The organism is Arthrobacter sp. AG367 (assembly GCF_007828995.1).
Classification (GTDB): domain Bacteria; phylum Actinomycetota; class Actinomycetes; order Actinomycetales; family Micrococcaceae; genus Arthrobacter.
Genome location: NZ_VIVE01000007.1, coordinates 186,425 through 207,754, shown reverse-complemented (window position 1 = coordinate 207,754; position 21,330 = coordinate 186,425). Strand labels below are relative to the sequence as shown.

At 67.4% G+C, this 21,330-nt stretch carries 20 protein-coding genes; 7 read left to right on the top strand and 13 right to left on the bottom strand.

Annotated elements, in window-relative coordinates; translation table 11 throughout:
* Window positions 1-61 precede the first annotated feature (61 nt).
* Entirely contained in the window at window positions 62-721 is a 660-nt protein-coding gene (locus FB478_RS17225) for a LysE family translocator (protein ID WP_056392508.1), read from the top strand.
* A 13-nt stretch (window positions 722-734) separates the two neighbouring features.
* Here FB478_RS17225 and FB478_RS17220 read toward each other — a convergent pair whose 3' ends face one another.
* From FB478_RS17220 to FB478_RS17195, 6 genes are all read right to left on the bottom strand, one after another.
* Window positions 735-1,712 (bottom strand): hypothetical protein, encoded by a 978-nt coding sequence (locus FB478_RS17220; protein ID WP_144601174.1) that lies wholly within the window; start codon window positions 1,710-1,712, stop codon window positions 735-737.
* 9 nt (window positions 1,713-1,721) lie between these two features.
* Window positions 1,722-2,114: a nuclear transport factor 2 family protein gene (locus FB478_RS17215; protein WP_056392501.1), complete on the bottom strand. Its 393-nt coding sequence runs from the start codon at window positions 2,112-2,114 to the stop codon at window positions 1,722-1,724.
* Window positions 2,115-2,154: 40 nt separating this feature from the next.
* Window positions 2,155-2,658: a DUF456 domain-containing protein gene (locus tag FB478_RS17210; RefSeq protein ID WP_018769725.1), complete on the bottom strand. Its 504-nt coding sequence runs from the start codon at window positions 2,656-2,658 to the stop codon at window positions 2,155-2,157.
* 94 nt (window positions 2,659-2,752) lie between these two features.
* Window positions 2,753-3,952 (bottom strand): NADP-dependent malic enzyme, encoded by a 1,200-nt coding sequence (locus FB478_RS17205; protein ID WP_142070184.1) that lies wholly within the window; start codon window positions 3,950-3,952, stop codon window positions 2,753-2,755.
* 288 nt (window positions 3,953-4,240) lie between these two features.
* Complete coding sequence (locus FB478_RS17200) at window positions 4,241-4,849, bottom strand: TetR/AcrR family transcriptional regulator (RefSeq protein WP_134164906.1); 609 nt, start codon at window positions 4,847-4,849, stop codon at window positions 4,241-4,243.
* Window positions 4,850-4,986: 137 nt separating this feature from the next.
* On the bottom strand, window positions 4,987-6,270 hold the full coding sequence (locus FB478_RS17195; RefSeq protein WP_144601173.1) for an MFS transporter: 1,284 nt from the start codon (window positions 6,268-6,270) through the stop codon (window positions 4,987-4,989).
* Window positions 6,271-6,413: 143 nt separating this feature from the next.
* Here FB478_RS17195 and rraA point away from each other — a divergent pair, with 143 nt between their 5' ends.
* From rraA to FB478_RS17180, 3 genes are all read left to right on the top strand, one after another.
* Complete coding sequence (rraA, locus tag FB478_RS17190; protein ID WP_144601172.1) at window positions 6,414-6,935, top strand: ribonuclease E activity regulator RraA; 522 nt, start codon at window positions 6,414-6,416, stop codon at window positions 6,933-6,935.
* A gap of 71 nt (window positions 6,936-7,006) precedes the next feature.
* Window positions 7,007-8,671, top strand: coding sequence for an MDR family MFS transporter (locus tag FB478_RS17185; RefSeq protein WP_142070177.1), 1,665 nt, complete (start codon window positions 7,007-7,009; stop codon window positions 8,669-8,671).
* A gap of 200 nt (window positions 8,672-8,871) precedes the next feature.
* On the top strand, window positions 8,872-10,311 hold the full coding sequence (locus FB478_RS17180; protein WP_144601171.1) for a sugar porter family MFS transporter: 1,440 nt from the start codon (window positions 8,872-8,874) through the stop codon (window positions 10,309-10,311).
* A gap of 120 nt (window positions 10,312-10,431) precedes the next feature.
* Here FB478_RS17180 and FB478_RS17175 read toward each other — a convergent pair whose 3' ends face one another.
* The 6 genes from FB478_RS17175 to FB478_RS17150 all read right to left on the bottom strand — a co-directional run bounded on the left by FB478_RS17175 (window position 10,432) and on the right by FB478_RS17150 (window position 16,888).
* Entirely contained in the window at window positions 10,432-11,658 is a 1,227-nt protein-coding gene (locus FB478_RS17175; RefSeq protein WP_018769732.1) for an MFS transporter, read from the bottom strand.
* 28 nt (window positions 11,659-11,686) lie between these two features.
* Window positions 11,687-12,127: a MarR family winged helix-turn-helix transcriptional regulator gene (locus FB478_RS17170; RefSeq protein ID WP_144601170.1), complete on the bottom strand. Its 441-nt coding sequence runs from the start codon at window positions 12,125-12,127 to the stop codon at window positions 11,687-11,689.
* Between the two features lie 41 nt (window positions 12,128-12,168).
* Window positions 12,169-12,660, bottom strand: coding sequence for a GNAT family N-acetyltransferase (locus FB478_RS17165; RefSeq protein ID WP_144601191.1), 492 nt, complete (start codon window positions 12,658-12,660; stop codon window positions 12,169-12,171).
* A gap of 179 nt (window positions 12,661-12,839) precedes the next feature.
* Complete coding sequence (locus tag FB478_RS17160) at window positions 12,840-14,003, bottom strand: mannitol-1-phosphate 5-dehydrogenase (RefSeq protein WP_144601169.1); 1,164 nt, start codon at window positions 14,001-14,003, stop codon at window positions 12,840-12,842.
* A complete protein-coding gene (locus tag FB478_RS17155) occupies window positions 14,003-16,072 on the bottom strand; it encodes a PTS mannitol transporter subunit IICBA (RefSeq protein ID WP_144601168.1) in 2,070 nt (689 codons plus the stop codon). The genes FB478_RS17160 and FB478_RS17155 overlap by 1 nt, the downstream gene beginning before the upstream one ends.
* Window positions 16,073-16,159: 87 nt before the next feature.
* On the bottom strand, window positions 16,160-16,888 hold the full coding sequence (locus FB478_RS17150) for a TetR/AcrR family transcriptional regulator (RefSeq protein ID WP_026265838.1): 729 nt from the start codon (window positions 16,886-16,888) through the stop codon (window positions 16,160-16,162).
* A gap of 161 nt (window positions 16,889-17,049) precedes the next feature.
* Between FB478_RS17150 and ptsP the strand changes: the two genes are divergently transcribed.
* The 3 genes from ptsP to FB478_RS17135 are packed head-to-tail and all read left to right on the top strand — an operon-like array spanning window position 17,050 to window position 20,017.
* A complete protein-coding gene (gene ptsP / locus FB478_RS17145; protein WP_018769738.1) occupies window positions 17,050-18,735 on the top strand; it encodes a phosphoenolpyruvate--protein phosphotransferase in 1,686 nt (561 codons plus the stop codon).
* A gap of 44 nt (window positions 18,736-18,779) precedes the next feature.
* Window positions 18,780-19,202, top strand: coding sequence for a helix-turn-helix domain-containing protein (locus tag FB478_RS17140; RefSeq protein WP_144601167.1), 423 nt, complete (start codon window positions 18,780-18,782; stop codon window positions 19,200-19,202).
* Between the two features lie 5 nt (window positions 19,203-19,207).
* A complete protein-coding gene (locus FB478_RS17135) occupies window positions 19,208-20,017 on the top strand; it encodes an alpha/beta fold hydrolase (RefSeq protein ID WP_186447827.1) in 810 nt (269 codons plus the stop codon).
* 16 nt (window positions 20,018-20,033) lie between these two features.
* On the opposite strand, the gene FB478_RS17130 is transcribed toward FB478_RS17135, so the two are convergent.
* A complete protein-coding gene (locus FB478_RS17130; protein ID WP_056392484.1) occupies window positions 20,034-21,254 on the bottom strand; it encodes a CdaR family transcriptional regulator in 1,221 nt (406 codons plus the stop codon).
* Window positions 21,255-21,330 lie beyond the last annotated feature (76 nt).

The window sequence follows — 21,330 nt, the reverse complement described above, 5'->3', positions numbered from 1 at the left end:
GCACTTATGGCCGGATTCTCCCTATGGTTGCTCCTGAGAGCCCTTCGACAGGAGAAACCCGATGAACCCGCAGTTGTTCCTTGCCTTCCTGGTGGTTGCTGCAGCCCTGGCCTGCACGCCGGGGGTGGACTGGGCCTACACCATCGCGGCGGGCCTGCGGCAGCGCAGTTTCGTCCCCGCGGTTGCCGGGCTCTGCGGCGGATACGTCCTTCACACCGTCCTGCTGGTGGCCGGGCTGGCCGCCGTGCTGGCAGGCATGCCCGGGGTCCTGGGCTGGATTACCCTGGCCGGCGCGGGCTACCTCCTGTGGCTGGGGGTGGGAACCCTCCGGTCTTGGCGCGGCGCGAGCTTCAGCGCGGACGCGGCCGGCGCCGCCGGAACACAGGCCGCCGGAACACAGCTGCGCACCTTCCTGCAGGGGATGGGCACCAGCGGGATCAACCCCAAGGGCCTGCTCTTTTATGTGGCCCTCATACCGCAGTTCGTCAGCTCCGAGGCCTCCCTGCCCGTGCCGGTGCAGTCCGGGCTGCTGGGCATGACGTTCGTGGCACTGGCGGGCCTGGTTTACACGGTGGTGGCCCTGCTCTCGCGCTCCCTGCTGCAAAGCAGGCCCGGCGCCGCCCGGGCAGTAACGCTTGCCAGCGGCATCATCATGGTGGCACTGGGGGCCGTGCTGCTCGGCGAGCAGCTGGTGCCGTTCCTGGCCGGCCGCCCCCAGTAGCCGGTCCGGGTTCCTACTCTCCGCCGAGTTCCTTCCAGTCCTGCTCCCAGATCCGCCGCATCTCCTCATCCTTGCGGATGGGCGGCGGCGCCTCGAGTTCGCGCTGCGGTTCCGGGTCCCCGCGCCGGCGTCCCCAGTCGCGGGGATTCAGCGACCGCCGGCCCGATTCCAGCACGAGCAATGCCCGGTCCGTCAGCGCGTCGTTGCGGAGCACAAGGTGTGTCCTGCGGCGGCGCAAAACTTCGGCGATGGCCTGGTGCGCAGCCTCCAGCCGGCCTTCACGCCGCAGGGCACGGGCGCGGACCAGCAGCAGGGCAGCGGAGAGATCGTCCGCGTTCAGCAGCCCCTCCGTCCAGTCAATGACCGTGCGGCTTCGTCCCAGGGTGAGGGCCAGCGAGCAGCGCGCCAGGGCCATGGGAAGCGATGGCGGCAGCCCGCCCAGTGCGTCGAGCGCCGCTTCGGTGCGGCCCGTCTCGCGCAGCGCATGGGACAGGGCAAGGAACACCGATTCCTCGCTGAACAGCACGGGGATCTCCACCCGCTCGGCCAGTTCGATCCGGGTGACGATACGGGTGAGGTAGGTCGATGAGTAACGGTTGGCTTCGTCGTCATTGCGGGTGGCGAGCCCCCGTTGCAGGAGTTCCGACGCCCGCAGGTAGCCGCCGTGCTTGTACGCCAGGAGCCCGCCCATGAGGTAGCAGAGCCCCGCCCACCCGGGGTAGGCGCGCGCCAGGGTGATCAGGCGCTCCGGTTCGTGGCTGGTGAAGACGGCTTCATGAACCGCCTTGGCAGGCTTGGGCAGCAGCCGCTTGAGCCGCGGCACCTCGCCGTCGATGGAGAGCAGGGCAGGGTTGCGGCCGCCGAGGACGCCGGTCAGCAGGCCGCCCACTCCCCCGGCAAGGTCGTGGACAGGGGTGCGCAGCTGGGCCTGCCCGAACGGTGTGAGGTCGCGGTTGTCCCAGTAGATCGGTGCGGTCTCCCCGGCGCTCATCTTTCCATGCTAACCGGGAGGGATCTCCGGCTTCCCCGCCATGAACCATTCAGTAAAGGAGCGGGCACGGCCGGATCCATCAAACCTGATCACCCACAGATTGTCGTACGTGGGCCTGCCGCCCGAGTAGGTGGTGAGGCCCTGGACAAAGGCGGTGTCGCCGTCGCACCCCAGCAGTTCCCAGCTGAACGTCCAGTCGGCCGGCTCGTCACGTGCCGCCAGCCAGCCCTGGACGATCCCGTCGTGGCCGCGCCAGGGTTCGGGATCATGGGGACGCGTCTCGTAGAGCGCGTCCGGGGCAAACAGGTTGCGGATGTCATCGGCGCCGTTGCTGGTCCAGGCAGCCTGGTATTTTTCCATCCAGGCGTGGACATGGTCCCGGGCTGAAGCTGGCTGGGTCATACCTTGGTTGTACCCGGGCAGGGTCCGGGGCGCAATGGACTCAGCCGTTGGCGGCGGCGATCCACACACCAATGACCCAGGTGCTGGCGGCAAGGCAGGCCAGCCCGAACTCCGCGAGCATCCCCAGCCCGGTGGCCTTCAGCGCGGCCCAGCTGGACTTCGCCGCCGTCGAAAAATTCCGAGTCCGGAGGAACTCGCTGGCCAGCAGCCCGGCCGCGAAACCAACGAAGAGGCCCACCACAGGGATGATGAACATCCCCACCACGCCCGCCACGAGGGCCACCACAATGCTGCGGCTGGGAATGGCATGCTGCTTGAGCTTCCTGCCGGTGAGGACGGCACCCGCCGTCATCCCCGCGGCGACAAAGATCATGGCCACCGCAAACACGACCCACCCCGCAGACCCGGCGCCGCCCCAGATGGCCCACGCCAGCAGGCTCACGCCAATGAGGACGCTGCCTGGCAGGACGGGAATGATGGTGCCGGCCACCCCCACCAGGATCGCCAGGCCGCACAGGATGGTCACCACGGTTTCGGAGCTCATGGACTTCAGTCTAGGGCCGGCCCTTAACGCCCGACGGCGGTGCCTCCTTCGGGGAAGGAGGCACCGCCGTCGTGGTTTCTGCCGGAAAGGGGATTTACTCCGCTTCCACCGCCGCGGCGACGGCCGCGGTGACCGCCGGTGCCACGCGGGGATCCAGCGGGCTGGGGACGATGTAGTCGGCCGAGAGGTCCTCGGCGGCGAGCCCGGCGATGGCGCGCGCCGCTGCGAGCTTCATGGCCGGGGTGATGCGGCGGGCGCCGGCGTCGAGGGCACCGCGGAAGATGCCGGGGAACGCCAGGACGTTGTTGATCTGGTTGGGGAAGTCGCTGCGGCCGGTAGCCACCACGGCGGCGTACTTTACGGCCACCTCGGGCAGGACTTCGGGATCCGGGTTGGACAGGGCGAACACGATGGCGTCCTGGTTCATCGATGCCAGGTGCGCCTCGTCCAGCTTCGAGGAGGAGACGCCGATGAAGACGTCGGCACCGGCCAGCGCTTCAGCAGGTCCGCCGGTGATGCCGCGGGGGTTGCTGCGGCCGGCGATGTCGGCCTTCTTGCTGTCGGGGCTGGCAGCAAGGTCGGCGCGGCCGCTGTTGATGACTCCGCGGGAGTCGAGCAGGACGACGTCGGTGATCCCGGCTGCGAGCAGGATTTCGGCGACGGCGATCCCCGCCGCGCCGGCGCCGGACACCACCACCTTCAGGCCCTCGAGGCCGCGGCCGGTCACCTTGGCGGCGTTGGTCAGCGCTGCCAGGGCCACGACGGCGGTTCCGTGCTGGTCGTCGTGCATGACCGGGCAGTCAAGGGCTTCGATCAGCTTTTCCTCGAGCTCGAAGCAGCGCGGGGCGGAGATGTCCTCAAGGTTCACGGCGCCGAAGCTGGGGCGCAGGCGGACCAGGGTTTCCACGATCTCGTCCACGTCCGTGGTGTTGAGGACCAGGGGGATGGAATCAAGGTCGCCGAAGGTCTTGAAGAGGGCGGACTTGCCTTCCATGACCGGCAGCGAGGCGCTGGCCCCGATGTTGCCCAGGCCCAGGACGGCAGTGCCGTCGCTGACCACGACCACCAGGCGCTCGGCCCAGGTCAGGGTGCGGGCCAGTTCGGGCTTGGCGTGGATGGCCCGGCTCACCTCGGCCACTCCGGGGGTGTAGGCGATGGACAGGTCCCGCTTGTTGGACAGCGGAACAGTGCTGGTGACGGAGAGCTTGCCGCCCTGGTGGGCCGTGAAGATTTCGTCTTCGGTCAAGGCCGTGGCTGCTGAATCGTCGGTGGCTGTGATTGCGTCAATGGACACGTCGTTGTCTCCTGGTGCTGGCCGTGGGCACACGGCACATCGGGAACCGGGCCCTCCCGGGCCCAGGCGTGGAAGGTAGTGCGACAGGAAACCCAAGGGTGGCGGGTCCGCGGGAACGCCGGGGATGTTTCCGCCCTGCCGCTCCTGTGCCCCAATGGTAGGCAGGCCCGAAAGGGCTGCCGGGTCCTGCTTGACACAGCTTTAGCCTGCCAAAACGTTTATGCAGAATGATTTGTGATCCAGATCACGGCATTATGGCGTATTTAATTGCCTTTTGGTCTAGACCAGTTACGCCGACCGGGACACTGTGAAGCCCGCCTCGGCCCCGGGGGACAGCCGACCGCACGCCTTTTTCAGGTCCTCCTCGGCTTCGAAGAGGGACAGTCGGCGGTTCCGGACGGACTGGACCAGACCAGTGACGGTCAGGAGGAGGACCCTGGCTCCCACGGCGTCGCCGCAGGCACCCGCAACGAGCTTTTCGCTGAGTGCATCAATCTCGCGCAGGAGTGCGGTGGTGTCCTTGTCCGGGTGGTACACGCCCCGGCTGAGGCATTGCTCCACCGCGGGCTGCATGACGCGCATGTGGAAGATTTCCATCAGCAGGCCGGACAGCGCCCGGCCCCGGAAGCGCGGCGACGAGCCCCGGGAACCGGCCTGCAGCTCGTCCAGCTGCTGCCGGTACAGCGCCAGCATCAGGTGGGTGGGGGACGGAAAGTAACGGTAGAGGGTTCCCAGTGGCACGTCCGCTTTTTCTGCGACTTCGGAGAGTTCCACGGCGTCAAGACCCGTGCGGGCGAACCCTGCGGCGGTGTCCAGGATCCGCGTGTAGCGGAGGCGCTGGCGTGGAGCGGAAGGCCGGGCGGCCATGGGCGGATGGTCTGAAAAAGTCTCGGGCATCAGCATTCCGGGGTTGTGTCGTAGGGACTGCGGCCAGGAGCGCCCCCACTTCCGTACCGCCCTGCAGCCCGGTTCAACTATACGGCACAGGCGTGTGCCCTAATTAGTCAGCGGCCTTAGTTTCGGGCACCGGCAGGTCAGTCGACGCCCTTGATTTTCACCACGAAAACGGCACCCAGCAGCCCGATGGCAGCCGCCGTGAGGAACAGCGTCCGGTAGCCACCCCAGTAGGCCACGGCCAGCAGCGCCAGTCCCGGGGCAACCACCTGCGGCAGCGAGTTGGCCACGTTGATGATCCCCATGTCCTTGCCGCGGCTGACGGCGAACGGCAGGACCTGGGTCAGCAGCGCAAAGTCCACGGCCAGGTAGGCGCCGAAACCGACGCCCAGGACGGCGGCGCCGGCGAGCGCGCCGGGCCAGACGGGAAAGAAGGCCATGATGGCTCCGGCCATGGCGATTGTGGCCGAGGAGGCGATGACGAACGGTTTCCGCCTGCCCACCCGGTCACTCCAGGGACCGGCCACCACCGCGGTGGCCATGACCATCACCGCGTAGATACCCGTCAGGACCAGAACCCCCGCGGCAGGATCCTCATGGCCTATGACGTCACGCAGGAAGAAGAGCAGGTAGACGATGGTCAGCTGGTTTCCCACGTTGACCAGGAAGCGCGTGAGCCAGGCCCAGGCGAAATCCGGGTGGCGCCGGGGACTGATCCAGAAACCCTTGAGGAAAACCTTGGGCCGGAAAGCCTCCAGCCCGGACTTGGGCAGGGCGGGATCATTCCGGTGGAACAGGTACGGCAGCACGGACACCAGCAGGGCGCCCGCACACAGCCAGTAGCCCACCATGAAGTTGCCGGAGACCACTGCCCCGAAAACCGCACCAGTGAGGATGCCAAGGGTCTGCCCCATGGCCGCGAGTCCGCCCACTCCCCCGCGCTGGATGACGGGAACCCGGTCCGGGACGGCGGCGGTAATGGCCGCGTAAGCGGCATTTGCACCCAGCTGCACGAGGCACCAGAAAAGCACCATCAGGGCCACCGCGGCAGAGAAGGACATGGCCAGCAGCGCCGCCGTGGCCAGGACTGCCCCGGCCAGCACCCACGGGGCCCGCCGGCCGAACCGGGACGTGGTCCGGTCCGAGAGGGCACCGAAGAGGGGGTTGGCCACCAGCGAAACCCCCGCACCGCAGGCCGTCACCAGCGAGAGGATGGCTTCCTTGGAAGGCGCATCAATGCTGATGGCCTGCTGGCCGATGAACACGTTGATGGGACCGAAGAACGCCGCGTTGATGCCCACGTTCACCAGCACCAGGCCGGTGACCCAACGGGCGGTGACCTTCTGCACCGGCTCGGCGAGCGCCGCCGTCGCGGTTTTGCCTGCGGCATCATCCGGCGGCGCGGGCGTGTTGAACGGACTCATTGGCGTGCTCCCCCTGGTGCGGCCGGCTGGCAGTGGAATCAGACTATCGTGGGCGGTACCGGGCCACCGGGCACGCGGCGGTCAACGCCGCCCGGGGGATCACGTTGCCGGGTAACAAATCGCCGAGTATCGAGGAGAACCAGATGAGCGCACCCACCCCGGCCGAAGGCACAGCGGTCAATACCGCCGACCTCTACGATGAGCGCGGCGACGAGCTGGCGTCCGTCTCCCTGCAGTTCCAGTCCCTGGGCGGCCGCTCGCACTTCAGCGGCCCGGTCCGCACCATTCGCTGCTTCCAGGACAACGCCCTGGTGAAGTCCACGCTGGGGTCACCGGGGAACGGGGCGGTCCTGGTGGTGGACGGCGGCGGATCGCTGGGCACGGCCCTGATGGGGGACATGATCGCCGAAAGCGCCGTGGCAAACGGCTGGGCCGGCGTCGTCATCAACGGCGCCATCCGTGACCGGCTGGCGATCGCGGACCTGGACCTTGGCGTCAAGGCCCTGGGCAGCAACCCCAGGAAGAGCCCGAAGGCGGGGGCCGGCGAGGTTGACGTGGATGTGGTGATCGACGGCGTGACCTTCCGCCCCGGAGCCACCGTCTGGTGCGATCCGGACGGCATCCTCGTGGAGCGCCAGCAGGAAGCCCGGCAGGGCGGGGAATAAAAACAACGAGTAAGATAGTTACTGAAAGCAACTATCGCTGCTTATATCCTTTCCTTCCCCTTGGAGCACCCATGTCCAAAGCCACTGCCGCGCCCGGCCCCGGAGAAACCCTGACGCAACGCCAGATCGTCACCGTGATGGTGGGCCTGATGCTGGGCATGTTCCTGGCATCCCTTGACCAGACCATCGTCTCCACTTCCATCTACACCATTGCCAATGACCTGGACGGGCTCTCCCTGCAGGCGTGGGCCACCACCGCGTACCTGATCACCTCCACGGTCAGCACCCCGCTGTACGGCAAATTGAGTGACATCTTCGGACGCCGCCCGCTGTACCTGACCGCGATCCTCATCTTCCTGGTGGGCTCGCTTTACGCCGGCTCGGTCCACTCGATGACCGAACTCGCAGTTGCCCGCGGCATCCAGGGCCTTGGCGCCGGCGGCCTGCTGGCCCTGGCGCTGACCATCATCGGCGACATCGTCTCGCTCAAGGACCGCGCCAAGTTCCAGGGCTACTTCATGTCCGTGTTCGGCATCTCCTCGGTCCTGGGCCCGGTGGTGGGTGGGGCATTCGCCGGCTCGGCGAACATCCTCGGTTTTGACGGCTGGCGCTGGGTCTTCTTCATCAACATTCCCATTGGCCTTGCCGCGCTGACGGTGGTGTTCCTGTTCCTGCACCTGCCCGCCAAGCACCTGAAACAGAAAATCGACTACTGGGGCGCCGCCGCCATCACCGTGGCCATCGTTCCGCTCCTCCTGGTGGCTGAGCAGGGCCGCACGTGGGGCTGGACCTCCGTGAACTCTTTCCTCTGCTACGGCCTGGGTGTGGTGGGCATTGCCTGGTTCCTGCTGGCGGAGAAGCGCGCCGGCGACTACGCCCTGATCCCGCTCCGGCTCTTCCACAACATCACGTTCGGACTGTCCTCGCTGCTGAACTTCATCATCGGCATCGGCATGTTCGGCGCAATCGCCATGCTCCCGATGTACCTCCAGCTGGTCAAGGGCCTCACCCCCACCGAGGCCGGCCTGATGATGATCACCTTCACCGTGGGCATCCTGTTCGGCTCCATCACCGCCGGCCGCACCATCTCGGCCTCCGGCACGTTCCGCATCTTCCCCATCATGGGTACCGGCATCCTGACCGCCGCCGCCCTGGTGATGGGCTTCTCACTGGCAGTGGACACCGAACTCTGGGTCCCCGGACTCATCGCCGTCTTCTTCGGCGTCGGCCTGGGCTTCTGCATGCAGCCGCTCACCCTGGCCATGCAGACCTCGGTACCGCCGCGGGACATGGGCGTGGGAACCTCCTCCGCAGCGTTCTTCCGCTCCATGGGCGGCGCCGTGGGCACCGCCGTCTTCATCTCCATGCTCTTCAGCATGGCGGCAAGCCGCATTGCCGACGGCATGAAGGCCGCCACCACGGACCCCGCCTACCTGGCCGTCCTGAAGGACCCTGCCGTCGCGTCGGACCCTGCCAACGCCAAGCTCTACGAATTCTTCAAGAACGGCGCCTCCAACGACTCCCTGAACGACACCAGCTGGCTGCATACCGCCAACAGCACCCTCACCAGGCCCATCACCGAGGGCTTCGCCACGTCCATCGACACCGTGATGCTGACGGCCGCGGCGCTCACCGGCCTGGCGTTCCTCATCAGCTTCGCCCTTCCGCGGAAGAAGCTGACCGACCAGAAGGCATCCCCGCAGGACAAGGACAGCATGGAGATTCCGGCGCACTAGCCCGCAAGCGCACGGGTGGGACGACGACGGCGGCACAGCCCGCCGTCGTCGTCCTGCGTTAACGGGGCAAACGGCGCCAAGTGGAACCTCGGGCGGTGACGTGCCACACTGTTTAGCGCGTGTGCGCCGGCCATTCTGCCGGTACCGCAGCCGACGACGTCCGCACCGCATCCATAAAACCCCCAAACCCAGGGAGAACCATGCCCACTGCACAGGAGCAGACCACAACCGGGATACCGCGGCGGGTGATCTGGCTGGCGCTCGCGGGGGCGGTGGGCGGATTCCTCTTCGGCTTCGACTCATCGGTGGTCAACGGCGCCGTGGACGCCATGAAGGAAGAATTTGCCCTGTCAGAGGCCGTCACGGGCTTCGCCGTAGCCATTGCCCTGCTGGGCTGCGCGGCCGGCGCCTTCCTGGCAGGCAAGGTGGCGGACCGCTACGGCCGCATTCCGGCCATGAAGCTGGGCGCCCTGCTGTTCCTGGTCAGCGCCGTGGGCACGGGTTTCGCGTTCGGCGTCTGGGACCTGGTGTTCTGGCGCCTGGTGGGCGGCCTGGGCATTGGGCTGGCCTCCGTCATCGCGCCCGCCTACATCTCCGAGATTTCGCCGCGAAAGGTCCGCGGCCGCCTGGCTTCGCTGCAGCAGCTGGCCATCACTACGGGTATTTTTGCCGCGCTGCTGTCTGACGCGCTCCTGGCCACCACTGCCGGCGGTGCGGACCAGGCCTTCTGGCTGGGCATTGAATCATGGCGCTGGATGTTCCTGGCCGCCGCCGTCCCGGCCGTCGTTTACGGTTGGGTGGCGTTCACCCTGCCCGAGTCCCCGCGGTTCCTGGTGTTCCAGGGCAAAGAGGACCAGGCCCGGGAAGTCTTTGAGTCCATCGCACCCACCGAGGATGCCGGTCGGCATATCCGGGACATCCGGGAAGCCATTGAGGAAGACAAGCTGGCCGGGCAAAAGGGGTCCCTCCGCGGCAAGGCCTTTGGCCTGCAGGCTGTGGTTTGGGTGGGCATCACGCTGTCGGTGCTCCAGCAGTTCGTGGGCATCAACGTGATCTTCTACTACTCCACCACCCTGTGGAAGGCCGTGGGCTTCCAGGAGAAGGACTCCCTGGCCATCTCGGTGGCAACCTCCGTCACCAACATCCTGGTAACCCTCGTGGCCATCGCCCTGGTGGACCGCGTGGGCCGCCGGCCCATCCTGCTGGCCGGGTCCGTGGGCATGGCCGTGTCCCTGGGCGCCATGGCCGTGGCGTTCTCCTCGGCAACAGGCAGCGGCGAGAACATCAGCCTGCCGGGCGCGTGGGGCCCCGTGGCCCTGGTGGCCGCCAACGTCTTCGTGATCAGCTTCGGCGCGTCCTGGGGACCGCTGGTGTGGGTCCTCCTGGGCGAGATCTTCCCGTCCCGGATCCGTGCCCGGGCGCTGGGCCTGGCCGCAGCGGCCCAGTGGGTGGCCAACTTCGTGATCACCCTGAGCTTCCCGGTCATGGCAGCGGGCTCGCTGCCGCTGACCTATGCCATGTACGCCCTGTTCGCTGCGGCTTCCTTCTTCTTCGTCATGTTCAAGGTCCCGGAGACCAACGGCATGTCCCTGGAGCAGGCCGAGACGCTGTTCGTACCCAAGGGCTCCGCCAAGGCCTAGCAACGCCCCATCACTTTTGGCGGCCTTCCCTGGAACGCCCCATCAGCTTCCGCAGGAAAACACCAAACCCTCCATCACATGCCGTGATGGAGGGTTTGTCCGTTGGTGCGCCGGCAGCGGCTACACGACGTGCGGTTCGTGCGAGGACAGGTAGGCCCGGCCGCCGAACGCGACCAGGATGGCGATCACCATGGCCACCGCCCCGGCAAAGAACGGGACCTGCGGGCCGAAGTGCTCACCGAGCTGCGCCGCCGCGAACGGGGCCAGGGCACCGCCCATCCAGCGGACAAAGTTGTAGCCGGAGGAAGCCACCGGCCGGGGCGAATCAGAGACGCCCATGGCCAGTTCCGTGTAGATGGTGTTGTTGATGCCCAGCAACGCGCCGGCAACAATGACCAGGACGACGACGGCAGGCACCGAGTGCCCCGCGGCCAGTCCCAGCCCGGCCAGGTCCAGCATGAGGACGAACAAAGTGCCGGTCAGTACCTTCACCGCGCCGAAGCGGGTCTGCAGGACCGGTGCAACGAAGACGGAAAATACCGCCACGGCCACACCCCAGCCAAAGAAGACGCCGCCGATGCCGTACGCGTCCATGCCCAGGATGAACGGGGTGAAAGCCAGGATGGTGAAGAAGCCGTAGTTGTAGAACAAGCCGCTTGCCGCCGTCGTCCGCAGTCCCTTGTGACCCAGCGCCAGCAGGGGGTCCCGCAACCGCACCTTGCGCTCAGGCAGCGGCGTCCTGGGCAGGAGGGCGATCAGGGCGATGAAGGCGGCGGCCATGAGGACGGCGGTGCCGAAGAACGGGGCGCGCCACTGCCAGCCGCCCAGGAGGGCGCCGAGCAGCGGGCCGAGCGAGATGCCCAGGCCCAGTGCGGCTTCGTAGAGGATGATGGCGGTGCCGGCGCCGCCGCTGGCCACCCCAACAATGACGGCGAGGGCGGTGGCGACGAACAGGGCGTTGCCCAGTCCCCAGCCGGCGCGGAAGCCCACCAGCTCATCGACGCTGCCGGACAGGCCGGACAGCGAGGAGAACACGACGATGACGGCCAGGCCGATCAGCAGCGTCCGCTTGCCGCCGATGCGGGAGGAGACGAACCCCGTGATCAGCATGGCCAGCGCGGTGACCAGGAAGTAGCTGGTGAAGAGGAGGGAGACCTGGCTGGGGCTGGCGTCCAGGTTGGTGGCGATGGCCGGAAGGATGGGGTCCACCAGGCCGATGCCCATGAAGGCGAACACTGCGGCGAGGGCGGTGGCCCAAACCGCCTTCGGCTGTTTGAGGAATGAGGCCTTTTCGGCCGTCAAGGTTGATTCTGGTGCTTGCAGGGTTTCTGCGAGCTGGCCGTCCATGGAGGGTGCTCCTAAGTTCGTGGCTGGTTCAGTTCTGGAGGGATGCGTTGATTTTGTCGATGACCGGCAGGGCCTCCGCCAGGGCTTGGCGGTCCTGGTCGGTGAGCGTGCTGAGGATGTCGGCCATCACCTGGTTGCGGCGCTTGTTTGCGGCGTCGACGGCGGCACGGCCTTCGGGGGTGAGGATCACCCGGACGGCACGGGAGTCTGCCGGATCCGGCTCGCGGCGGGCCAGGCCGGCGCGTTCGAGCTTGATGATCTGCTCGGTGGCGCTGGGCACGCGGACCCCGAGGTTCCGGGCGATCTCACCGACCCGCTGGCCCTCGCCGAGCAGCATCTTGAGCGTGCTGAGCTGGGCGGCGCTGAGTTCACCGTCCGCGTCGAGGCGCCGGACCAGGTAGACGCTGTGCCGCAGGGCTTCGCGGAACCCGCTGGCTAGTTCCTGGAGCTGGGGATCGTTGGTATTCATCGTTAGGTAGCCTAACAGTTAGGGAACCTAACGGTCAAGGCCTAGAGGGCCAGCTTCATTCCGACGTGGCTGGCCTCGAAGCCCAGCTGTTCGTAGAACCTGTGGGCGGCCGAACGGCTATGGTGCGTTGTCAGCTGCATCAGGTCGCAGCCCCGGTTCCGCGACTCCGCGATGGCCCAGCCCACCATGAGCCTCCCCAGGCCCTGCCCGCGAAGGGACGCGGCCACGCGGACACCTTCGAGCTGTGAGCGCCACGCGCCCTGCCTGGAGATGCCGGGAAGGAAGCTCAGCTGGAAGGTTGCAACCACCGGCCCCTCCTCTTCCCCCTGCGGCACCCTTTCGCCGACGAGCAGGAGATGGGCGGGGTCGGCGTGGATCGCGTCAAAGGCGCGTTCGTAGGGTTCCATATCCTTCGCGGTCTCGCGGCCGGCGCCCAGGGCGTCGTCGGCCAGCAGGCGCACCATGTCCGGGATGTCGGCACGCGTCGCGTGCCTGAGGCGGAACGTCCCGCCGTCGACGTCGGCGGTGAGCAAAGCAGGCGCGGCATTTGGGTTCTGGTTCACCCGCCCAGCTTGGCACAGACAAAGAACGACGCCGGCACTTGGGTAAGTGCCGGCGTCGTTCTGATGGAGCGTCGCCGGAATTCCTGCAGGATCTGATGGAGCGTTGCGCTTGAGGGCGCAGGTAATGATGGAGCGTGTCAGTTGGCGCGTCAGGCGGGGGTGCCGGCCATTTCGGCCTGCCGCTCCTCGACGAGGGTGGCAACGGCGGCGAACAGCGGGTGGCCAGGCGCCAGCCCGGTGATTTTTGCCGTGGCGTCGGCGGGGCTGGTGGAGCGAAGGATTTCTGCCAGCTCCGTGGCCTCTGTATCAGCGGGGTCGTTGAACCGGAGCGCTGACGCGATGGCACCAAGCAGGGCCTCCGGCACCACGCCACGTTCGGCCAGCTCGGCGGCGGGGCCGATGAAGCGCTCGTTCCGGCTCAGCTTCCGCAGCGGAGCACGACCCACCCGGTTGACGGTGTCCGGAAGATAGGGATTGGAGAACCTGACCAGGATCTTCTGGACGTAGGCTTCCTGCTCATCGTTGCTGAACCCGTGCTTGGCCACCAGGAGCTGCTTGGTCTCCTCCAGCACCGCCCGGACATCCTCCGCCACGTCCTGGTCCGCCATGGCGTCGGAGATCTTCTCCAGGCGCGCCTCGAACCCGAAGTATGCCGCCGAGGCGTGGCCGGTGTTCACGGTGAACAGCTTCCGCTCGATGTAGGGCGAGAGGTCGTCCACGAACGTGGCGCCGGGGATCGCCGGAGCGGAGTCACCGAACGCGGTGCGGTCGATGACCCATTCGTAAAAAGTCTCCACTGTTACGTCCAGCCCCTGCCCGGCCTCCTGGTTGGGCACGATCCGGTCCACGGCAGTATTGGCGAACACTGCCTTGCCGTCCAGCACTGCGGCGGTGGCCCCTGGCTGGGCGGCCACCTCCTTGGCCAGGATGTCCGTGGCGTTGATCGCGTTCTCACAGGCCATCACCTGCAGGGGCGCCCGGCCGGGTTCCCTTGCGGCGATGCCCTTGGCGATCACCGGCGCCACGAACTTCAGGATGTGCGGGCCCACTGCGGTGGTTACGATATCCGCCGTGGCGATCTCGGAGACCAGTTCCGCTTCCTGGGCGTTGGAGTTCAGCGCCCGGAAGTTGTCCACGGTCCGCACGGCGGGATTCTCCCCCACTTCGTGCACGGCGTAGCTGTCCGCTTCCTTGAGCCGGTTGATCAGGTCTTCGGCCACGTCCGCGAACACCACTTCGTAGCCGGCGTCATGCAGGAGCAGCCCCACGAAACCGCGGCCGATGTTGCCGGCCCCAAAATGTACTGCCTTCACTATGCGTTGACCTTTCCGAAAAGCTCCAGGACTTCATCCTCGGACGTGGCGGCCTCGAGCCGGGCAACCTGTTCCTTGTTGGTGAAGACCTTGGCGATGGAGGACAGGATGTGCAGGTGCTCGTTGTTGATGCCGGCGACGCCCACCACGAACTTCACCTGCTTGCCGTTCCAGTCGATGCCTTCCGGGTACCGGATGACGGAAACCGCCGACTTGCGGATGTGGTCCTTGGCGGCGTTGGTGCCGTGCGGGATGGCCAGGAAGCTGCCCATGTAGGTGGATACGGACTCTTCCCGCTCATGCATGGCGGCGATGTAGCCCTCATCCACGGCGCCACGGGCCAGCAGCAGCCGGCCCGCCTCGTCGATGGCGGCGTCGCGGGTGGTGGCCGAACCGCGCATGACCACGCTCTCGCGGGCCAGGATGTCGGAGCTGCCGGCGGCAGGAGCTGCCGCTGCCGCACCTGCTGCGGCAGGCGCTGCGTCCACCGGCGCCTCGGCGGCGTGCGCACCGTGGGCGGTGCCGGCGTCGGACGTTCCGCCTTCCGTGTTGCTCTCGCGGACCAGCTCGACGATCTCGTCGTACCGCGGGCTGCTCATGAAGTTGTCCACCGAGTAGTGGACGGCACTGGACGTGGCCGGCTTGGCCCGCTCGGTCAGGTCCTGGTGCGTGATCACCACGTCGTAGGTGTCGCTGAGGCTGGCGATGGAGGCGTTGGTGACCTTGACGTCCGGGAACCCGGCCGCCTTGATCTTGTTCCGCAGCACCGAGGCGCCCATGGCGCTGGAGCCCATGCCGGCGTCGCAGGCGAACACGATGTTCCGGACGGGTCCGGCCAGCACGCCCACTCCGCCGCGGCCGCCGGACGCGGCACCTGCGGAAGCGCCTGCACCTGCACCTGCACCTGCACCGGTCAGGGTGGAGGAAACCGAGCTCTTCTTGCCCTTCATTGCCTCCATGCGGGCGGTGGCGTCGCCCAGGTCTGTTTCGTCACTGTGCTTGGTGGTCTTCATGATGACGGAGGCCACCAGGAAGGATGCCGTGGCGGCGAGCACCACCGACAGGATCACGCCGAGGTAGCTGTCGCGGGACGTCTGGGCCAGCACGGCGAGGATGGAGCCCGGGGCGGCCGGCGCAACCAGGCCCGCGCCGGTGACGGCCAGGGTGGCGATGCCGGTCATGCCGCCTGCGATTGCGGCCAGGATCAGCAGCGGGCGCATGAGCACGTACGGGAAGTAGATCTCGTGGATGCCGCCCAGGAAGTGGATGATCGCAGCACCGGGCGCCGACGCCTTGGCGGCGCCGCGGCCGAAGAACATGTAGGCCAGCAGGATGCCGAGGCCAGGGCCCGGGTTCGCCTCGAGCAGGAACAGGATGGACTTGCCCTGGTCCAGCGACTGCTGGACGCCCAGCGGGGTCAGCACGCCGTGGTTGATGGCGTTGTTCAGGAACAGGACCTTGGCGGGCTCGATGAAGATGCTGGTCAGCGGCAGGAGGCCGTTGTTGACCAGGAACTGCACCACGTTCCCGGCGCCCGTGCTGAAGGCCGTGACCAGCGGTGAAATGCCGAAGAAGCCCAGCATGGCGAGCAATGCGCCCCAGATGCCGGCAGAGAAGTTGTTGACCAGCATTTCGAAGCCGGGGCGGATCTTGCCCTCCCACAGCATGTCGATCTTCTTCATGGTCCAGCCGCCCAGCGGGCCCATGATCATGGCGCCGATGAACATGGGGATGCCGGCACCGACGATCACGCCCATGGTGCCGATGGCCCCCACCACGCCGCCGCGGACGTCATAGACGTTCTTGCCGCCGGTGTATCCGATCAGGAGTGGCAGCAGGTAGGTGATCATGGGGCCCACAAGGCCGACGTTGGGCTTCCCGCCGGTCTCACCGAAGCCACCGAGGACGGGTACGGGCAGCCAGCCCTTCTCAATGAAGAGGGCCGTGATGATGCCCCAGGCGATAAACGCCCCGATGTTGGGCATGATCATGCCGGACAGGAATGTCCCGAACTTTTGGACGTGCACGCGCGCGCTGGTGCGGGGTTTTGCAACTGTCTCTGTTGCCATGTGATTTCCTAACCTCATTCCTGCTGCTCCGCAGGAGTGGTCCGATGATTACGACGACGTACTGCTGGGTACTGCGGGGGTCCGGGGCTAACCGGCAGGGCTGGTGGAGATCCGGTGAAGCCATTCGAGGAAGAGCTTGAGTTCCGAGCTGGAAAGCTGGTCAGAGTGCGAAGCCTGAAGTGCGGCGTTCAGGGCGATCGCTGCCACCACCACCGAGGACTTTCCGGTGCCGCCCGGGGCCGGGCCGCTGGCGGGCTCGGCGGACACCGCGAAGATCATGGCGTCCCGGGTCATGGTGGACAGTTCGAGGTTGCGTTCGGAAGCGGGCTCCGCAATCAGCATCAGCGTCACGCCCACGTTGGCAGCCAGGATGGACCTGGCTGCCTCCCGGGGCTGGACGTTCAGCTGGCCCGCCGCCGCTGCCTTGTTCAGCATCTCCTCCATGAGCGCCTCGGCGTCCGCCACGATGGCAGGCCGGCTCTCCGGGCGGATATTGCCGAACATCACCAGGTACAGCTCGGGCTGGTTCAGTCCGAACTGGACGTGGTTGTCCCACATTCTCCGGATGTCCTCGATGGGCTGTCCGGAGGGGGCGAAATCCCTTTCGCCCGCGACATATTCTTCAAACCCTGCGGCGACGACGGCGTCGAACAAACCTTCCTTGTCACCGAAGTGGTGGTACAGCGTAGGAGCCGAAACCCCGGCCAGCTGCGTGATCTGGCGCGTGGACACCGGAGCCCCCGCGGATTTCGCCAGCAGTTCCGCGGCAGCACGGAGCAGCCGCATTTTGGGGGGAAGCTGGCCATCCAAACTCATAACCGCTACCCTAGCACCTATAGCGTTGCTATATGAACTGAATCACATACAATTTTTTCAGGCACGTTTCCCGCCCTGGACGTAGCAGTCCTCCGGCGGACCCGGCACGGCGCCGGGGGAACTTGGCGGGCCTGTCTACCGGCAGAGAATGAGGACCTTCAGTGCAGAACTTCCCAGGAGTAGGCGTCAGTCCAGGCCGCGTCATCGGCACCATCCGGCAGATGCCCAAACCGATCAGTGAGCCTCCCGCCGGTGAACAGCTGGCCCCGGACACCACTGCAGAAGAAGCCACCGCAGCACTGAAGGCCGCCGCGCAGGCCGTGCACGACGAACTGAAGGACCGCGCCGCCCATGCCACCGGCGACGGCAAGGCCGTCCTGGAGGCCACCGCCCTGATGGCCAAGGACACCATGCTGATCAAGGGTGCGGCCAAGCTGGTGGCCCGCGGCACCTCTGCCGAACGCGCCATCTGGGAGTCCGGCTCCTCCGTCTCCGAAATGCTGCACAACCTGGGCGGCTACATGGCCGAACGTGCCACCGACGTCCTGGACGTGCGCGCCCGCATCGTGGCCGAGCTCCGCGGCGTGCCCGCGCCCGGCATTCCCGCGTCCAACACCCCGTTCGTCCTGGTGGCCGAGGACCTGGCCCCCGCGGACACCGCAACGCTTGACCCGAACAAGGTCCTGGCGCTGGTCACCGCCGGCGGCGGCCCCCAGTCCCACACCGCCATCATCGCCCGGTCCCTTGGCCTGCCCGCCGTGGTTGCCGCCGTGGGAGTGGACGAACTGCCGGACGGCACCGAGGTGTACGTGGACGGCGCGGCCGGCCTCATCACTTCCGACCCCGACGAATCCCTCCGGGCAACAGCGGAAGCATGGGCCGCCACGGCGTCGCTGCTGGCTGAATTCACCGGCACGGGCGCGACGGCGGACGGCCACGAGGTGCCGCTGCTCGCCAACGTGGGCGGCGGCAAGGACGCCGAAGCGGCCGCCAAGCTGGGCGCCCAGGGCGTGGGCCTGTTCCGCACCGAGTTCTGCTTTTTGGAGCGCGACACCGAACCCAGCGTCGAAGAGCAGGCTGCTGCCTACAAGAGCGTTTTTGATGCCTTCCCCGGCAAGAAGGTGGTCCTCCGGACGCTGGATGCCGGCGCGGATAAGCCGCTGCCGTTCCTGACGGATTCCACGGAGCCCAACCCGGCCCTTGGCGTCCGCGGCTACCGCACCGACTTCACCACCCCCGGCGTCCTGGACCGGCAGCTGGAAGCCATTGCCCTGGCCCAGAAGCAGTCAGAAGCCGACGTCTGGGTCATGGCCCCGATGATCTCCACTGCGGAAGAAGCGGCCCGGTTCGCCTCCATGTGCGCCGACGCGGGCATCAAGACCCCCGGCGTGATGGTGGAGGTCCCCTCCGCGGCCCTCACCGCCGAGGCCATCCTCCGCGAAGTCAGCTTTGCCAGCCTGGGCACCAACGACCTCACCCAGTACGCCATGGCCGCCGACCGCCAGCTCGGCCCGCTGGCCAACCTGAACACCCCGTGGCAGCCGGCCGTCCTGCGGCTGGTCGGACTGACGGTTGAAGGATCCCGGGCCGAGGGCCACAACAAACCGGTGGGTGTCTGCGGCGAGGCCGCCGCCGATCCCGCCCTCGCCGTCGTCCTCACCGGACTGGGCGTCAGCACCCTGTCCATGACGGCGCGGTCCCTCGCCGCGGTGGCAGCAGTCCTGAAGACGGTAACCCTGTCCGAAGCCCAGGACCTGGCCAAGCTCGCCCTGTCCGCGCCGAGCGCCACCGAGGCGCGGGCGTGGGTCCGGGAAAAGCTGCCGGTATTGGAGGAGCTGGGGCTCTGACGGGTCCGCGGCCACGCCGGCTGCGGCCGGGATAGGCTACGTCCATGGCATTGATAGCCCCCCGCGTCACGGCCGGCCTGCCCGCCGGCGAAGCCCGCGTCCTGACGCGCGCCCTCGAGGACAGCAATGACATCACTGTCTTCGTCGACGGAACGGTCCATCGGCTGCCCGGGCAGGCACGGGACGCCGTCGTGGACCTCCTTGCCCGGCTGGGCCGCGGCGAAACGGTGACCGTGAGCAGCGTGGCGGAAATGCTGACCACGTCGCAGGCGGCAGAGCTGGCGGGGATTTCGCACACCTACCTGCGCAACATGACGGACCGCGGTGAGATCCCGGTGGAGTACCGCGGCTCGCACCGGCGGATCCGGCAGGCTGACATCATGGCGTGGCTCGAAAGCCAGAAACTTGCCGAACACAAGCGCAGGCAGGACAAGAACGCCGGGGCAGACGCCGGCCCGCGGGAATAGTGCCCATGGCGAAGGCCGGCGGCGAGACAATCCCTCCGCTGCAGTCAGCCGACCTGGAAGCCCACGGGCTGAAAGGCCGGATCCTCTGGGCTGATGGAACACCTGCACCGGGGCTGGAACGCGCGGACTGTTCGCGAGAGCCCGCATACATCCTCATCCACGGCATCGGCGTTTCCCACCGCTACCTCCGCCGCCTGCACGGTGAGCTCGCCACCACTGCCCCCACCTATTCCCTGGACCTGCCGGGCTTTGCCGGCACCCCCAGGCCGGGGAGGCAGTTGTCCGTGGAGGACTACGGCGCCTTCATCGCGCAGGCTCTGACGGCCAGCGGCATTGGCCCGTACATCCTGGTGGGACATTCGATGGGCGTCCAGTTCGCCATCGAGGCGGCACTCTGCGCACCGGACCAGGCACTGCGGCTGGTGTTGATGGGTCCCGTGGTCGATTCGCGGCACCGCAGCGTGGGGCGGCAGGGCCTGGCACTGTTCCTGGACTCACTCCTCCGGGAAAGCGCCTCCTCCAACTGGCTGGTGGTGTCGGACTACTTCCGCTGCGGTCCGCGATGGTACTTCACCGTGCTCCCCGTGATGATGGGCTACCCCACGGAGCTGCGGCTGGCGGGCATCAATGTGCCGGTGCTGGTCCTGCGCGGGAAACAGGACCCGGTGGCGGGCGCGGATTGGTCGCGCCTCCTCGCCCAGGTGGTGCCGCAGGGACGCTTTGTTGAGATCGACCGGGCAGGACACGTGGCCCAGCACCTGCGGCCACGGCAGGTAGCGGCCGCCATCATGTCCTTCACCGAGGCCGGTGCCTAACGCCAGGTCTGGGTACTCAGATCCTTGGCCTCGCCGCCCAGCGCCGCATCTTCAACGCGGCGTGCAGCTCCAGGCGGGGCATCCCCTTCAGCGGGTCCACCCCCAGCAGCTGCCGGATCCGGCCCAGCCTGTTGTAGATGCTGCTGCGGTGCAGGTGGAGCTTGCCGGCCACATCCTGCACGGACCCATCGTTGTCATACAGGAGTTCAAGGACCGGGATGAGCTCGCCGTTGCGGTCGTGGTCCTCGAGCATCCGGAAGTACACCGAACCGGAATCCGCCCAGGCCCCCACCCCTCCCCCGGCCGAGGCGAGAAGCTGGTAGACGCCCGTTGCGCGGATGTCCACCAGTTCACCCAGCTGCGGGTCCACGGCTGCCGCCTGCGCTGCCACCCGCGACTGCCGGTATGCCTCGGAGAGCTGGCGGGTCTTGGAGAAGCCCTCGCTGATGCCCAGGATGATCCGGTGGACCGGGCGGCCGGACCGTTTGGCCAGCTCCAGCTGGTAGTGGACCAGGACCTGGGCGTGGTTGGCCCGGCCCGTCGACTCGCGGAACAGCACCACCGAGTGGGTTTCCGTACCGGCGCTGAAAAGGGCGGCGTCCACGCCCACGGTTGCCTGGAGCGCTGTGGAGCGGTGGATCAGGGTGGACGCGATGGGGTCCGGGCCGCTGGCCCAGCCGTCCGCATCGAGCACCGTGACCATCTGCCACGGACCGCGGCCCTGGACTTCCTTCCACCCGGCCACGGCGGCCACAGCGTTCGGTTCTCCCGCGCAGGCGGCCAGGAACTCCCGCTCCCGGCCCCGCCGGAATTCGGATTCGGCCGTATTCGAATCGAGCAGGAGGCCGGACAGCAGCTCAAGCTCATGGTTCACGCCCGGCAGCTGGGTGAGGATCGCCGTCGGGCTTTCCTCCGCGGAGTCCTGCTGCACCCAGAGGTAACCCACGCGGAAGCCCCGCACCATGAGCGGAACGCAGACCCTGCCCAGCATGCCCAGATCAGGGTTGGCCGGGACCACAACGGGCCGCACGGCGGTGGCGATGCCGTGCGAGAGCTGCCACGCGCTCACGTCCGCCGGGACCTTTTTGCTCAGCAGGAAGTTCACCCGCACCCGGTCGGCGTGGGACTGGTTGGAGCTGTAGGCCAGCAAAAGGCCGTCCAGGTCCTCGAGGGACAGGCCGCGCCCCAGCTTCTGCGCCACCTGTTCGACGAGCTGTTCCACACCCTGCTGCTGCATGGGGCAACACTACTGCGCTGGGAGCTCTACAGACGAACGGACACGAGGCGACACCTGACGCTTCAGTGCTCGACAC